At 47.6% G+C, this 15,370-nt stretch carries 12 protein-coding genes; 4 read left to right on the plus strand and 8 right to left on the minus strand.

What is annotated here, in order from left to right:
- From purM to purD, 4 genes are read left to right on the plus strand one after another with little or no spacing between them, the layout of a single operon-like run.
- The gene (gene purM, locus AC5SXE_RS00120) at nucleotides 1-996 is read left to right on the plus strand and encodes a phosphoribosylformylglycinamidine cyclo-ligase (protein WP_303883902.1); all 996 of its coding nucleotides are present in this window, start codon (nucleotides 1-3) and stop codon (nucleotides 994-996) included.
- Nucleotides 997-1,001: 5 nt separating this feature from the next.
- On the plus strand, nucleotides 1,002-1,598 hold the full coding sequence (gene purN / locus AC5SXE_RS00125; RefSeq protein ID WP_310847135.1) for a phosphoribosylglycinamide formyltransferase: 597 nt from the start codon (nucleotides 1,002-1,004) through the stop codon (nucleotides 1,596-1,598).
- Entirely contained in the window at nucleotides 1,582-3,114 is a 1,533-nt protein-coding gene (gene purH / locus AC5SXE_RS00130) for a bifunctional phosphoribosylaminoimidazolecarboxamide formyltransferase/IMP cyclohydrolase (RefSeq protein WP_310846591.1), read from the plus strand. Before purN ends, purH begins: the two co-directional genes overlap by 17 nt.
- 24 nt (nucleotides 3,115-3,138) lie before the next feature.
- A complete protein-coding gene (gene purD / locus AC5SXE_RS00135) occupies nucleotides 3,139-4,407 on the plus strand; it encodes a phosphoribosylamine--glycine ligase (protein ID WP_310846594.1) in 1,269 nt (422 codons plus the stop codon).
- Between the two features lie 6 nt (nucleotides 4,408-4,413).
- Here purD and AC5SXE_RS00140 read toward each other — a convergent pair whose 3' ends face one another.
- The 8 genes from AC5SXE_RS00140 to AC5SXE_RS00175 form a co-directional block, all read right to left on the minus strand.
- The gene (locus AC5SXE_RS00140; RefSeq protein ID WP_303883910.1) at nucleotides 4,414-5,715 is read right to left on the minus strand and encodes an NCS2 family permease; all 1,302 of its coding nucleotides are present in this window, start codon (nucleotides 5,713-5,715) and stop codon (nucleotides 4,414-4,416) included.
- Nucleotides 5,716-5,986: 271 nt separating this feature from the next.
- Entirely contained in the window at nucleotides 5,987-6,574 is a 588-nt protein-coding gene (locus tag AC5SXE_RS00145) for a deaminase (protein WP_332635723.1), read from the minus strand.
- Between the two features lie 46 nt (nucleotides 6,575-6,620).
- Nucleotides 6,621-7,988: an FAD binding domain-containing protein gene (locus AC5SXE_RS00150; protein ID WP_310846600.1), complete on the minus strand. Its 1,368-nt coding sequence runs from the start codon at nucleotides 7,986-7,988 to the stop codon at nucleotides 6,621-6,623.
- Complete coding sequence (locus AC5SXE_RS00155; RefSeq protein ID WP_310846603.1) at nucleotides 7,985-10,315, minus strand: xanthine dehydrogenase family protein molybdopterin-binding subunit; 2,331 nt, start codon at nucleotides 10,313-10,315, stop codon at nucleotides 7,985-7,987. Before AC5SXE_RS00155 ends, AC5SXE_RS00150 begins: the two co-directional genes overlap by 4 nt.
- Nucleotides 10,316-10,340: 25 nt before the next feature.
- Nucleotides 10,341-11,753: a uracil-xanthine permease family protein gene (locus AC5SXE_RS00160; RefSeq protein WP_303883915.1), complete on the minus strand. Its 1,413-nt coding sequence runs from the start codon at nucleotides 11,751-11,753 to the stop codon at nucleotides 10,341-10,343.
- Nucleotides 11,754-11,772: 19 nt separating this feature from the next.
- Entirely contained in the window at nucleotides 11,773-14,100 is a 2,328-nt protein-coding gene (locus AC5SXE_RS00165; protein WP_310846609.1) for a xanthine dehydrogenase family protein molybdopterin-binding subunit, read from the minus strand.
- Complete coding sequence (locus AC5SXE_RS00170) at nucleotides 14,093-14,566, minus strand: (2Fe-2S)-binding protein (protein ID WP_310846612.1); 474 nt, start codon at nucleotides 14,564-14,566, stop codon at nucleotides 14,093-14,095. Before AC5SXE_RS00170 ends, AC5SXE_RS00165 begins: the two co-directional genes overlap by 8 nt.
- A complete protein-coding gene (locus AC5SXE_RS00175) occupies nucleotides 14,566-15,369 on the minus strand; it encodes an FAD binding domain-containing protein (RefSeq protein ID WP_303883920.1) in 804 nt (267 codons plus the stop codon). The genes AC5SXE_RS00170 and AC5SXE_RS00175 overlap by 1 nt, the downstream gene beginning before the upstream one ends.
- Nucleotide 15,370 lies beyond the last annotated feature (1 nt).

Genomic DNA, 15,370 nt, shown 5'->3' on the forward strand with positions numbered 1-15,370 from the left:
ATGAAGTGGACCTACGAAAAAGCAGGTGTGTCATTAAAGGCAGCTGACGACTGGGTGAAGCTCGTCAAAAAGGCCGCCTCTATTGCCCAAGACAGTCGCGTGGTCTCAGGCGTTGGCGGTTTCAGTGGCTTATACGACTTAGGAAAAGGTCTTTATTTGGCCGCTTGTTGCGACGGCGTTGGAACCAAGCTCGAAATAGCAAAAAAGGCAGGAGACCTTGAGGGTCTCGGGCAAGACTTGGTGGCCATGAACGTAAATGACCTCATTACCTGCGGTGCCAAACCCTTATTTTTTCTCGATTACATAGCCTGTGGGAAGCTGGACAGCCAAAGATTTTACCCCGTTATCTACGGCATAGCAAAAGCCTGCAAGGAAAGCGGCTGCGCTCTGCTTGGCGGAGAGACGGCAGAGATGCCCGGCACATATCCTGCTGAAGGTTTTGATCTAGCCGGTTTTGCCCTTGGAGTGGTAGAAGATGGGCGCGTAATAACGGGTGAAGATGTCTCTGTTGGCGACCTGCTGGTAGGGCTTCCTTCAAGCGGGCTTCACAGCAATGGCTTCAGCCTGGTAAGAAAGGCCTTGCTCGAAGAGGGATTGAGGCTTTCCTTGGACTCTGACCCCTTAAACGAAGGAAAGTCCCTTGCAAAAGTCTTGCTTGAACCAACTAGGCTATATCCCAAAATCGTGATGGCTGTGCTTGAAAAAGTCAAAATAAAAGCTATGGCCCACATAACAGGCGGTGGCTTAAAGGACAACATCTTGCGGGTCATCCCCGATGAATTTTCTTTATACCTGGACTACAACTCCTGGAGGCGCCCAAAAATTTACGATCTTATAGCAAGGGCAGGAGTCGAGGAAGAGGAAATGAGAAAGGTATTTAATTTAGGGATAGGCTTCGTTTTAGTCATAGACAAAAAGGAACTTTCCTTGCTTGAAGACGTCCTCAAAGGACTGAAGGAACCTCACTTTGTCATTGGCGAGGTGATCAAAGGTTGACCAATATGGCGATTTTGCTGTCAGGGCGGGGATCTAACATGCTCGCTTTGGCACAAAGATGCGCCCAGGGTGACTTAGAAGCTAAAATTTGTTTCGTAGCAAGCGATAAAAAAGACGCCTATGGAATAATGATGGCCAAAAGTCTGGGCCTTAAAACGCTCTTACTTCCCTACGAAGAAGGAAAAGAGCAGGCAGAAAAGGTCTTGAATGAAAAACTCCAAAGTGACTCCGTCGATTGGATCGTCCTGGCAGGTTTCATGAGGATGCTTTCCCCCACATTCGTGGGCAAATACGAAAAAAGAATCGTAAACATCCACCCATCTCTTTTGCCTTCTTTCCCGGGCACACAGGCCATAAAAGACGCCTTTGAATATGGAGTAAAAGTGACGGGCGTCACTGTACATCTGGTTGACGAAAAGATGGATCACGGCCCCATTCTAAGTCAAAGGGAAGTTCGCATCTGTGACGAGGACACCCTTGAAAGCCTGGAAGAAAAAATTCATGCGATTGAACATGACCTTTACTGGCAGACCTTAAAGAACCTATTTGCAGGACGCTTTAAGATGAAAGGGAGGCGAATGACGATTGAAGGACCATATTAAGAGAGCGCTAATATCTGTATTCAATAAAAATGGAGTCGAGATTTTGGCAAAAAAGCTTCATGAATTGGATTATGAGATAGTTTCCTCCTCAGGGACGGCAAGCTACCTCAAAGAACAGGGCATACCTGTCAAGGAAATCGCTGACTTGTCGGGCTACCCACACATTCTTGGAGGAAGGGTAAAAACGCTTCATCCTTCGGTCTTGGGCGGCATTTTGGCTCGACGAAACTTCCAAATGGATCTGGCGGATGTGGAAAAATGGGGTATTCCCTTGATCGATATAGTTGTATGCAACTTATATCCCTTTGAAGAAGTTGCGAAGAAAAAAGCGGATTTAGGAGACTTAATAGAAAACATAGATATAGGAGGCGTGACGTTAATAAGGGCAGCAGCTAAAAACTTCCGTTACGTGACGATCGTCACCGACCCGACAGATTACGATGTCATAACTGACGAATTAGCGCGCCTTGGCAACGTGTCGCTTGAAACGCGCCAGAAACTTGCATTGAAGGCCTTTGCAGAGACTGCCCTTTACGACTCTATAATTCACTCTACATTGAAAAAGGCCATGGAAGATGAAGAGCTTTTTCCCCATACTTACCCCATCCCCTTAAAAAAGGCCGCAGATCTTAAGTACGGCGAGAACCCTTATCAAAGTGCTGCCCTTTACGAACATCCCATAATGGACATTTCTTTTGAACAAATGGGAGGAAGCAGGTTGTCTTACAATAATTTGCTGGACGCTGACGCTGCCGTAAAAGGCATATTGCTTTTAAAGGACTCCCCGGGGTGCATAATAATCAAACATACGACACCTTGCGGTATGGCCATGGGAAAAAACTTGATATCAGCTTACGAAGGCGCTCTTGCTTCAGACCCTGTGTCAGCCTACGGTGGCATAATAGGTTTTACCCGAGTGGTTGACGAAGACACGGCACTTGAGGTATCCGCTAAATTTTATGAGTTAATCGTAGCTCCTTCCTTTTCGACCGAGGCTTTAAAAGTCTTCGAGGACCGTAGGCCAAATTTAAGGCTAATTCGCTTCGGCCCAAACCACGATGATAATTTGAGACTGACCAAAACCACCTTTGGTTTCTTGGCACAAAAAGACGTCATGCCCCCTGAAGTCGATTTTGAAGGCGGCGAGTGGGTAGGAGAAAAAAGGTTGGATCTACGACATGACGCCTTGGTAGCCTGGAAGGCTGCCGCTTTGGCAAAAAGCAACGCCATAGCCCTGGCAAAGGATGGCGCTACGGTGGCCATAGCATCGGGTTTTACGAGCCGCGTTGACGCCGTTGAATGGGCCATAAGACACGCAGGTGAAAAGTCAAAGGGCTCCGTTTTGGCCTCAGACGGTTTTTTTCCCTTTCCTGACAGCATTGAACTTGCAGCCCGGGCAAACATTTCTCTCATACTTCAACCAGGCGGTTCAAAACGCGATGAAGAGGTAAAAAGCGCTTGCATAAAGCATAAAATGCCGATGTTGATTACGAAGGCAAGAACCTTTCGCCATTGAACTCCAGGGGAGGTCTTTTAAAAGATGAAAGTATTAGTCTTAGGAAGCGGGGGGAGGGAACATGCCCTCGTTTACGCGCTTAAAAAATCAAAAAGGGTCTCGGAAGTGATAGCCGCCCCCGGTAACGGTGGCATCTCGGACGTATGTGACGTTTTTTCCATAAACCCCTTGAATGAAAGTCAAGTTTTGGATTTGACCTTAAATCAAAGGGTCGATCTGGTCGTGATAGGCCCTGAAGCTCCTCTGGTCGCGGGGGTCGCTGATGCTTTAAAAAAAGCAGGTATTTTGGTGTACGGGCCCGGTAAGTCAGGCGCCATGCTCGAAGGAAGCAAAGTTTTTGCGAAAAGATTCATGAAAAGGCACAACATACGGAGTGCCGCATTTGACGTATGCAGTAGTTACGATGAGGCCGAATCAGCCCTCATAAAGCGCACACCGCCCCTTGTAATAAAGGCAGATGGATTGGCTTCCGGGAAAGGCGCCTTCGTGGTTGAGGACTTGTCCAGTGCCTTAAAAGCCGCGCACGAGTTGTTAGTGGAAGGAAAGTTGGGCGAAGCGGGACAAATCGTCATAGTAGAAGACTTCTTAAAAGGCTACGAGCTAACGGCCATGGCCATAACCGATGGGAATTCTTATAAGATGCTCCCTTTGAGTCAGGATCATAAAAGGGCCTTTGACAACGATGAGGGACCAAACACGGGCGGGATGGGAGCTTACGCTCCCCTACCCCAAGTAAACGAGGCCCTAAAAGCTAGAATCGAGAATGAAATCATAAGACCAACTGTACAAGGATTGAAAGCCGATAATATCAATTTTACCGGAACCATATACGCCGGACTCATGATACACGATGGCGATCCCTACGTGCTCGAGTATAATGTGCGGTTCGGGGATCCTGAAGCACAAGTCGTCCTCCCCATATGCAACGTTGATTGGGGCGAACTTTTCCTGTCATGCTGCCGCGGCACTCTCGATGAATTAGATGAAATAACCGTCAATGGAAGCGCCGTCGGTGTCGTGATGGCCTCGGGAGGATATCCCGAAAAATACGAAACGGGTTATCCAATCGAGGGGCTGGATGGACTCAAAGACAAAGATGATGTCATCGTGTTTCATTCGGGCACAAAAAAAGAAGAAAGTAAATTTCTTACAAAGGGAGGAAGGGTCCTTACGGTAGTAGGGCTGGCCGATAACTTAAAAGATGCAAAAGAAAAGGCCTACCACGCCGTTTCTTCCATCCATTTTAAGGATGCCCATTATCGCAGGGACATCGCGTGGCAGGCCTTTGTTTAGTATTTATTAAAGCATGAATTCTTTGAGCAAAAACAGAATGGCCAGTACGTACATGGTCTTGCTGACTTCTTTGCCTCGGCCGGAAAAAAGTTTGATTAAAGCATAAGAAATAATTCCCCAAGAAATTCCTTCGGCTATGGAATAAGTAAAAGGCATGGCAAATATGGTGATGCATGCCGGCGCTATCTCGGTGATATCGTCGTAATTAAGATTCTTCAAGGTCTGCATCATGAAAACGCCAACCATGACGAGCGCGGGCGCCGTTGCGGCAGGAGGTACGATGCGCGCTATTGGAGATATAAATAGGGCCAGCAAGAACAAGATGGCTACTACAATTCCCGTTAAACCGGTCCTTCCACCCTCTTCGACGCCTGCAGCGCTTTCTACGTAGGTGGTTACAGTGCTGGTCCCAAGACAGGCACCAACGACCGTAGCCACGGCATCGGCAAAAAGCGCTTCGCCAGCCTTCGGAAGATCGCCTTTTTCGTCCAGCATGCCTGCGCGCGTGGAAACTCCAATGAGCGTCCCTATGGTATCGAACATGTCGACGAAGACGAAAGTTATGACCACCGGGAACATCGCAAAGGTCAAAGCGGATTTGAGATCGAATTTTAAAAACACGGGGGCCAAGCTCGGTGGAGCCGAAAATAAGCTCTCCGGAGCCGTGGTAACCCCAAGAGGGATGCTAATCAAGGTAATTAACAATATGCCCCAAAGAAGCGATCCCTTGACCCGGTAAGCATTAAGAACGGCCATGAAAAGCAGTCCCAGCAAAGAAAGGATCGGAACGGCTGACTTTAAATTGCCCAAAGATACCAATGTAGCCGGGTTATCCACTATAATTTCGGCTTGTATCAAACCAATCAAAGCTATGAACATGCCTATACCTGCTCCCACTGCAACCTTAAGCGTATAGGGAACTGCATTTACAATGGCCTGTCTTATCTTACCGATTGTAAGTATGATGAATATAATTCCATCGAGAAAAACGGCAGCAAGTGCAGTTTGCCAACTCACCTGCATGCCCAAGACCACGGTAAAGGCAAAAAAGGCGTTAAGCCCCATGCCCGGTGCTAAGGCGAAGGGATAATTTGCCAGTAAAGCCATTAAAATGGTGCCTACCGCAGAAGCTATACAGGTTGCAGTCATGACCGCGCCAAAATCCATGCCAGCTTCGCTTAAAATTGCAGGATTCACGAAAATAATGTAAGCCATAGTCATAAAGGTAGTTATCCCGGCAATGATTTCGGTGCGAATGCTACTTCCGCTGGCGGTTACGTTAAATCGCCTGTCTAACCATTCACCCATAGCATTTAACACCTCCTATGACACTTTTTTACTTAAATTTTTTTACCTCAACCGCAACCATCTCTGGTGACAATCCTATAGGTCAAAGAAAACGATCCACAAAACCTTATCGAGACGAAAATTGTTCGCGAAAACCAAAGCAAATCTTATCCCTATTTCCGTCGTCACTTAAGCAAGCTAATAACCTAACTAAAGCATAACATAACCGTTATCTTTTGCAAGTTACCGTGTTTCGGACTAACGATAGTTGGTACCTTTGGACGTACTTATTTTATTTTCTTATAATATTATTTATTCTATCTTTAATGCATTGGTACTCCATTGAAAGGACATTGTAGGCTTCAACTATCCTGTCAATCTGATACCTGATCATTTCATCGTCTTTGATATCTGACGCCATATCTAAAATGCAATGGGATTCAAAAAATGAGTTCTTGGAGCTTGGGCGCTCGCAGTCAAACACCTCTTTAAGCATTTTGATGTCATGAGGAATGTTAAATACATCGTTCGTGTCCTGGTACCTGAAAAAATAATAAATCTTCGGGAATCCAGCCCATGCTATGGCCGACAAACACATGGAGCAAGGCTCATGAGTCGAAAGAAAAAGACATTCATCAGGTCTTGGTCGATCCTTTAACTCAAAAAATTTGAGGATCGTGTATATCTCGCCGTGAAAGATCGGATTTTCACTCTCGTGGTTGGTGGCTGCAACCACAAGGGAAAGGTCGTCGGCTTTAAGTACCGCTCCGCCAAATATTTTGTTGCCCTGGGGGACGCATTCTTTGGTAAGTGGCAATATGTCATTTTCGATCACGTTGAGCAAGCGGCAAACCAAGGTTTTTTCGTCGCAGTTCATCATTTCACTCCCTTCTCAAATGCGATTTTAAGGCAAAAACGCCGGTCACTTACCCTTGCTTGTCTCTTAGTTCGAGTAGGAAGCGAGATATAAGCCTTCCGGTAACCCGTTTTCTATAATCCGTAGATGTCCTTGGAGACACGGCCTGACTTGCCATCAAACCGGCTTTCCTTATGACTTCATCGGTCAGCCTTTGGCCCTCGAGGTAATTTTGAACCTCGGTAAGAAACATGGGAATGGGTGACATGCTGCCTACGGCTATGCGAATATCGGTTATGACCCCGCCATCGACCCTGGCAAAACCGGCCACTGAAAGCCTCGATATGGTCAAGGCAAGCCTTGAGCCCCTTTTGTAGAAAAACTGCCTTGTTTCAGGCAAGGGCAAGGGTATCTTTATGCTTTTAAGCAATTCGTTCGGTCTTAAAACGGTCTTCCTGTAGCCGCTGTAAAATTCCGTGACTGGAACTTCGCGGGTCCCATCTTTGCTTTGAAGCACAAGCGTCGCACCGAGTACAAAAAGCAAAGGGGGAATGTCGGCAGCTGCGGAAGCGTTGACCAAATTTCCTCCAATGGTGGCCCTGTTTTGGACCGCTACCCCACCTATCATTGATCCAGCCGATACAAGAGCCGGGAAATGCTTTTTGACCGGTTCTGAGGAGATTATCGCTGCGAAGGTAACTCCGCTTCCAATTTCAAGATAGTTTCCTTTGAGCTCAATCTCCATTAAGCCCTCCAGGCCCCAAATATCCATCACTTTTTCAGGTTCTGGTTTTTCTTTTTTAAGATCAGGATAAAAATCGGTGCATCCTGAAAGCAATGTGATATCAGGATGATTGCTTAAAATCTCTAAGGCTTCTTTCAGGTTTTTGGGCAGGAATACCCATGAAGGCTCGCTTCCTCGCAACTGAACGCTTTCGCAGCGAAGCCCTCTTTTTTGCGGTTGTTTTAGCTTTAATCGTTCACCGTAACCGGCCGCGGCGGCCCTTTCAACGGCTCGAAAGATGCGCTCGTATCCCGTACAGCGACATAAATTCCCTGCCAGTGCGTGTTTTATTTCGCCTCGATTGGGATGTGGGTTGTCTTGCAACAGGGCTCTAGCCGCCAAAACCATCCCGGGAATGCAAAAACCGCACTGCACGGCTCCTTCCTCGACGAAAGCCCTTTGAAGTTCGTCGTCTTTACCGTCTAAACCCTCTATCGTTAACACATCGGCACCTCGCGCTTGCAAGGCGGGCACCAAGCAGGAGTTGACAAGTTTTCCATCAAGCAATACGGAGCAGGCTCCGCACTCGCCTTCGCCGCAGCCTTCCTTGGTCCCCGTGTGACCAAGCTCTTCTCTTAATACATCGAGCAACCGGTCCAAGGGAGAAACTTCAGCCGCAACTTCTCTTTCGTTTAAGATAAACTGCAACCTCATGATCGCCTTTCATCCCCTTTTTGCTCAAGTGCGGTGAGCACCTCTCCAGTTATGGGAAGTTTGTTAGAAAAAAGACCTGTGGCATGCTCTATGGCAGCCGCCACGGCAGGACCGCCTCCGCTCAAGGGCATTTCGCCCAAACCCTTGGCACCGAAGGCTCCCCTGCTGCAGGGTACTTCCGTCAGCTCGACGAAAAAGTCGGGACAATCGACACTCGTTGGTATGATGTAATTAGAAAGCCTGTCGTTTTTGTATTTGCCGCCTTCGACTTCTATGACCTCAAGGTAGCCGTAACCTAACCCCTGCAGGCTACCCCCTTCGACCTGGCCCACGGCAAGCAGGGGGTTTACGGCCGTGCCCACATCTACGACGACAGTATCCCTCAAGGGCCTTACTTCCCAGGTGTCCGTATCCACTTCTACTTCTAAAACGTTAGCGCCCCAGGCGTAACCCTGGTAGGCGTCGCCCTGACATCGGTCGTCATCCCAGTAAAGCTCTGCCGGGTGCAAATAATCCCCTATAACCTCCAGCGGTCCATGCTTTTTTTCGTAACCTCGGGCTGCCTCAAAAAATTCGACCACAGAAACGCCATTTCTTTGAAAGACCCCCTTGCTATAAGTTACTTCTTCAACAGGGACGTCAAAGTAATCGGAGACGTATTTTTTAAGGCGCTTTATAAGCTTTTCCGCCCCTTGAAGGACGATCTTTCCAACTATCATGGTGGTACGAGAAGCTACCGTGGGTCCGCTGTCAGGTGCCTTGGAAGTATCGGGAGACATATATCTAACCCTCTCAAAGGGTATTTGAAGGCCTTGGGCTGTAATTTGCGTCAATACCGTCGCTGCGCCCTGTCCCATATCGACGCTGCTTACATAAAGTTCAACTCTCTCGCTTGTTAACTTAAGCTTGACCTTACCATCTATCGCTTGTTCTCCCGATCCCGTAAAACCACCGCCGTGCAGGAAAAGAGACAATCCAATGCCACGTCTTTTAGGATCTCGGTCGCGCGAATATTCCGCCCTTTTCCTTTCGTATTCGGAAATCGCCAGCGCACGTTCGAAGACAAGCCTTGCTCCTCCGTCTTCTACCGCTTGGCCGAAGGGAAAGGCGTCACCAATCCTTAGCAAGTTTTTGCGGCGCACTTCGACAGGACTTAAACCTAAGGTCCTGGCAATTTTATCCATTTGCCGTTCCATGGCAAAGATGCTTTGTGGCGCCCCAAAGCCCCTGAAGGCACCGTTGGGCGGAGTGTTAGTAGCAACGACTTTGGCTGAGACATGCGCATTCGGGGTATTGTAACAACCCGTTGCATGAAGCAAGGATCGCTGTAATACGACAATGCTCAACGTCGTATAGGCACCGCCATCTAAGACCAAGTCTATGTCCTGAGCAACTATCGTGCCATCTTTTTTTACGCCGGTTCTGTGCCGTATCCTTGAGGGATGTCTTTTGGTGGTTGAAACCATGTCTTCTGCCCTGTCATAAATTATCTTTACGGGCCGCTTGGCCTTCAAGGCCAGGACGGCTGCATGTATGGCAAGGAGGGAAGGGAAATCCTCCTTCCCTCCAAATCCGCCACCGGTGACGGCTTGTTTAATCACCACTTTTTCGGGTGGAAGCATGAAGGCGTGGGTCATGGCGCTGTGAATATAGTAGGGACATTGAAGGGAACCTATCACCTCGATGCCACCATCGTCGCGCGGTAGGGCAACCATCCCCTGTGGCTCAAGGTAAAGCTGCTCCTGATGTCCCGTCCTGTAGGTCTCTTCGATTATGATGTCTGCTTCATTAAAGGCTTCTTCTGCGTTTCCCTTGTTAACTTCAAACTTTGCAAGGACGTTGTCCTCGCCCCATATGATGTTCTCGCCCGAAAGCGCTTCTTCTATAGTAAACACGGGCTCGATCGGTTCTATTTCAACTTTTACGGCCTTTAATGCAGCCTTGAGGAGCGCCTTACTCGGAGCAGCGATAAGTGCTATGGGTTCTGATACGTAATTTACGATTTCCTTTGCCAATATGGGCATGTCACGTCTTACCATGGCCACTTCATTCGGGCCTGGCAGGTCTTTTGCCGTCACAAAGACTACCTTCGACCAATCAAACGACGGGTCCTGCCTTATTCCGACAATTTTCCCGTGGGGCACATCGCTTCTAACCGTTCCCCCATACCAACAGCCTGGGAAAGGTATGTCATCCACATATTGGGCCTTTCCTGAGACCTTATCCCAGGCGTCCACCCTCACAACAGATTTTCCCACGATAGACCCATCATTCCTGATATCGCTGGATTTTTCCTCAGCAAGTTCGGCTTCGAGTTTTTCACCCAAAGGTAAACATCTCCTCATATGTCAGTTACTGCTCTTTATTATAAAACACATAATTGATGAGCAAGTTGCTCACTATGCCAACTGTAACTGCCAAAAAGACGTTATTGGTGAGATAAAGCTTTGTGAAAGGACGCAACGTCCCAAGCCAAGCGCTTCGCTCTAAGTTAAGATAATAAGGCATCATTACGGATACTCCAAGAGTCACACCGGCTACGATCATATTTCCAAAGTTGTCCTTGATGTCTGACATTACCGTATTTATGCCTGACAACAATATCAAGCCGGCGCTTATGATGAAGGCTCCACCTATTACGGATTTCGGGATAGCAGCCAAAATTGTAGTCAACTTGGGAGATAGGCCGTAAAGCAAAAAGATGAAAGCTGCGGTTTGTGTGACAATCCTGCTTGCGATGCCCGTAGAGGCGATGATGCCCGCATTTTGACTAGCGCTCGTGACGGGAAGGCCTCCAAAAAGAGAACACAAAGCGCAAGAAAAGCCCTCGGCTGCTATTCCTCTGTTCATGTGTTTTACCTTGTAGGGTTCGGTGGCAGCCGTACATATAGCAGCATAATCGCCGATTGACTCAAATATGGAACAGGCATAACCGGTCAATATCAAAAGTATGGCGGAGAAACTGAATATCATAGGAGATGAGGCTCCATCGTATCCTTTGAAGGGGAAAAGTTTCGGTAAGGCAATCCAACTCGCCCTGGCAACGCTTCCCCAATCAAATACACCAAGCAAAGTTCCTCCAAATATCCCGACGATGAGGATTGAAATTAAAACGAATCCCCTGGATATGAGACCTTTGAGCTTAAAACGCAAGAAAAGGGCAAGTAAAAAACTTACTATTCCAAGAGTCAAGTGCAGCGAATCCGTTATTGCAAAAACCCAAGAAAGGGAGATGCGGGTTATGACGAAGCCAATAGTTGCGACTACTGACCCGACAACGACTGGCGGCATGAACTTCCTTAAAACGGTGAGCACTCTCGATGCGCCGAAAACTCCTTCTATAATGCCGCCCGCAAAGGCAGCTCCCCACGCTGTGGTAAGCCCAAAGGGATATGTCTTGGCGATAGAAGCCATATTTACAAAAATGGGAACGGAAGGCAATTGAACGACGGGCAATCTATTTCCCAGTGTGGTTTGTATCATAGTGGCTACGAAAACCCCTATGAAACAATAACTTATCATGGAAGGCGTGACGCTTTCCGGCAAGCCGGCCATGGCCACGAAAGCGGTAGCCCATATAAAGGGACTGAAATCAACTAAGGTAAGTTGCAAGGCGTAATAAAACGTCTCAAAAAAGGATTTGGGCTTTTCGTCAATTGTAAGAATAGGCTTGGTTAACATCTGAATTTCCTGCTCAAACACAGGTTGTTCGGGGTCATATGCCATAATTTTCACCACCCTTTCTAAAGCAAAAATGGCACCCACAGGACGCCCCTTAATTGTGTTAACTTATGTCTTTTTCTTTCAAGGCCTTCAAAAGACGCTCAGGTGTAATGGGGAGGTTATACATCCTGACTCCCACGGCATCATAAATGGCATTTGCTATGGCAGGCCCCGGCGTGTTAATCGCAACTTCTCCAACGGATTTCGCGCCGTAGGGACCAAAGTCCTCGAAGGAAGGCACGAGTATGGTAACAATATCGGGTAAGTCAGTAGTCTTGTAAGCCTTGTAATCCCAAAAACTGGCATTTTTTACCTTCCCGCTTTCGTCAAAGAGATACTCTTCGCACAAACTGAAACTGATGCTGTTTAGCACGGCTCCTTCTACCTGCCCTTCAGCAAGCTTCGGATTTACGGCAACGCCGCAATCCATAGCCGTCACCACCTTCAAAGGTTTTACAATCCCTGTTTTAACGTCAACTTCGACCTCAGCAAAGGTGGCACAAAAAGGGAAGGGCGAAACGGGGCTCACAAATGACGCGCTATCTTCAATTTGAAACTGGTTTTTCGTGTAAAAGGCATAGTAGGCGATGTCCTTAAAGCTCAACATTCGGCCGCTTTTTTCGTGAATTACCTTTTCTAAGCCAAGGGACAACTCCTCCTTGGGGCATTCAAACATTTCGGAAGCGACATCCAATATCTGAGATGCAACTTTTTCGGCGCATTTTTTAACGGCGTTGCCAGATACGTAAGTCGTCGAAGAAGCGTAAGCTCCCACATCGTAAGGCGTCATGTCCGTGTCCGAAGAATAAACTATAATTTTTTCAAAGGGAACGCGAAGGGCTTCTGCTGCGATTTGAGCCAGCACCGTGTCGGAACCGGTTCCTATGTCAGTAGCTCCAACGTGAAGGTTAAAGGAGCCATCCTCGTTCATCTTCATATGAGCACCGCCCATATCCACCAAGGGTATACCCGACCCCTGTGTTGCTACCGCCATGCCGACGCCGTAGAACTTATCGCCTTCTCTACGCTTCGCATTGCGTTTTTCTTTCCAACCGATGACTTGTGCTGCCGCATCAATGCACTCAGAAAGCTTGCAAGATGTGACAAATTGTTCGTGACCTGTTTTGCCTTCTCCTATGACCTTGAACACTTCAGAGGTCTCGCCGCTTTTGATGTGCCATTTTTTTACAAAATTAGCCATATCAATTCCAAGCAACCTCGTGATGTGATCTATGTGCTGGTTTAACCCAAAAAACCCTTGAGTCGCTCCGTATCCACGGTAAGCTCCACCCACCGGGAGGTTCGTGTAGACGCAATCGGCAAAAAACGACACGTTGTTTATCTTATTGAATAACGGCAGTACCTTAGCTCCGGTGTTGGACAAAACAGTGGGTCCGTGTGGCCCGTAAGCGCCGGCATTCATGAGGTCGTCTATCTCCATTGCAACGATAGTTCCGTCTTTTTTAGCGCCAATCTTTATCTTAGAACGCATGGCGTGCCTTGTCCTGCCCGATATGAAGTATTCTTCCCTAGACGTAACAACCTGTGCAGGTCTTTTTGTCCTCCAGGCTACCAGTGCCACATAGGGCTCAAACAACACTTCCTGTTTACTTCCGAAACCCCCGCCAATTCGCGGTTTTATGACCCTTATTTTGCTTATGGGAATGCCAAGTACGCTCGAAACTATCCTCCTTGTATGAAAGGGGACCTGGGTAGAAGTGATGAGTACGAGTCTTCCGTATTGATCAAATGTGGCCTTAACTACGTGCGTCTCGAGGGCACAGTGCGATGCGTTATGGGTATAGTAGGTAGCCTCTTCCACTAAATCAGATTCCTCAAATCCCTTTTTCGAATCGCCGTATATAAAGGATATTCTAGCGACCAAGTTCTTTTCGGGTTTGTAGATGGCAGAAGATATAAGTGTGTGCTCATCGCCGTCATGAAGCACGGGAGCGCCGTCTTTTTCGGCCTTCTCAATGTCAAAAAGGGCAGGAAGAACTTCGTATTCCACTTTTATCTTTTTTACCGCCTCTTTTGCAATTTCCAATGTCTCTGCTGCAACCAGCGCAACTCTGTCGCCAACGAACCTCACCTTTTCATCAAACATGTACATATCGTAAGGCGACAGTTCAGGATAGGACTGACCGGCCGATGTATAAAGTACCCTTGGAGTATTTTTGTAAGTCAAAACCAGAGCCACGCCGGGCGTGGACTCGGCTTCGCTCGTATCTATCGATTTTATCCTTGCATGCGCGTGAGGTGAATAAAGAAAGGCTATATGAAGAGGATCTTTGAGGAAAAAGTCGTCTGTAAAAAGCGGTTCGCCCGTCGCTAGCGCAAGAGCGTCTACCTTTTCTTTATTTTTCCCAACATTAATATAATTAGTCATTTTCTTTCACCTTCTCCGCCGCAAGCTTGACAGCATCGATGATCTTAACATAACCCGTGCACCTGCAGAAATTTCCGTCAAGGGCCTCTTTTATCTCCTCATCGGTCGGGTTCGGGTTTCTTTCGAGCAACGTGTAAGTGGCAAGCACCATGCCTGGAGTGCAGTAGCCGCACTGAACGGCTCCCGCCTCAACGAAGGCCTCCTGTATGGGATGCGGTTCATGAAGTGTTCCTATCTTCTTGACCGTGGTGATTTCTCTGTCTTTGGCGGAAGCAGCGTAAATCATGCAGGAGTTTACGAGTTTTCCATCCAAAAGCACAGAGCAAGCGCCACAAAAGCCCTCCCTGCAGCCACACTTTACCTCCGTAAAGCCGTTTTCTCGCAATACGTCAAGAAGCTTAGCGTGAGGAGGAAATTCAAATTCAAAGTTTTTTCCGTTTATTTTAAAGTTTGCCTTCATCTTCATCACCTCGCACACCCCAAGGCCTCAAGTCCGCGGCACAAAAAGACCTTTGAAACTTCGGCCAAATAGGCCCCGCTTCCTGCGGGCTTATCGGCAAATTCCACGTTTGCACCTTCAAGGATGTCTTCTGGAGTAAGCTCTTTAAGTTTTTTCCCTATCACCTTGGTCTCCGCTTGACTCAATCTCTCATAAATTTTCTTACAACCCGTGACGACAATCTTCGCGTCCTTAACAACATCTGTTTCAACTGCCAAAACGATGGTTACGGTAAAAGCTGAGTAATCCGTTGCAGTGCGAGCAAACCTGTCAAAGAAATACATTATATTTTTATCTGAGAACTTTATTTCCTTTACTGCGCTTCCTTGAAACTCAGCCTTTTTGGACAAGAGGTCTTCGTATTTGTACGTTCCATTTAGTTTGCCAACCACTTCCACTTCCGCTTCAAGTGCCAAAAGCGGACCCATCAGATTAGACCAAAGGGGCGACAAAAAGACGCTCCCTCCCACGGTAATGCGGTTTCTCAAGGGCGTTGTTGCAGTGTTCTTTAAAGCTTTGACGAGCAAGTGATCGCCATGGGCTCCTTCGAAGGCATCTATGATGTCGTTAAGAACTGCAGTAGCGCCGATATGCCAAACCCCATCTTGCCTTTTGACATAATTTAAGGGCAGACAAGACATGTCGATAACGTGCACTGCAGATTTAATCCTTTCTTCCCTTATCGCCGTGCCGCCTGCATGAATGAGCGCCCCTTCTTCCTTCAGGAGTCTTGCCAATTCCTCTAAATCTTTTGGCCAATGCCACTCCATT

This window comes from Acetomicrobium sp. (assembly GCF_059026225.1).

Excerpts from the sequence above, each read along its gene's own strand:
- purM (WP_303883902.1), top strand. The coding sequence starts at position 1 with ATGAAGTGGACCTACGAAAAAGCAGGTGTGTCATTAAAGGCAGCTGAC.
- AC5SXE_RS00175 (WP_303883920.1), bottom strand. The coding sequence starts at position 15,369 with ATGGAGTGGCATTGGCCAAAAGATTTAGAGGAATTGGCAAGACTCCTG.
- purD (WP_310846594.1), top strand. The coding sequence starts at position 3,139 with ATGAAAGTATTAGTCTTAGGAAGCGGGGGGAGGGAACATGCCCTCGTT.
- AC5SXE_RS00145 (WP_332635723.1), bottom strand. The coding sequence starts at position 6,574 with ATGATGAACTGCGACGAAAAAACCTTGGTTTGCCGCTTGCTCAACGTG.
- purN (WP_310847135.1), top strand. The coding sequence starts at position 1,002 with ATGGCGATTTTGCTGTCAGGGCGGGGATCTAACATGCTCGCTTTGGCA.
- AC5SXE_RS00170 (WP_310846612.1), bottom strand. The coding sequence starts at position 14,566 with ATGAAGATGAAGGCAAACTTTAAAATAAACGGAAAAAACTTTGAATTT.
- AC5SXE_RS00165 (WP_310846609.1), bottom strand. The coding sequence starts at position 14,100 with ATGACTAATTATATTAATGTTGGGAAAAATAAAGAAAAGGTAGACGCT.
- AC5SXE_RS00150 (WP_310846600.1), bottom strand. The coding sequence starts at position 7,988 with ATGAGGTTGCAGTTTATCTTAAACGAAAGAGAAGTTGCGGCTGAAGTT.
- AC5SXE_RS00140 (WP_303883910.1), bottom strand. The coding sequence starts at position 5,715 with ATGGGTGAATGGTTAGACAGGCGATTTAACGTAACCGCCAGCGGAAGT.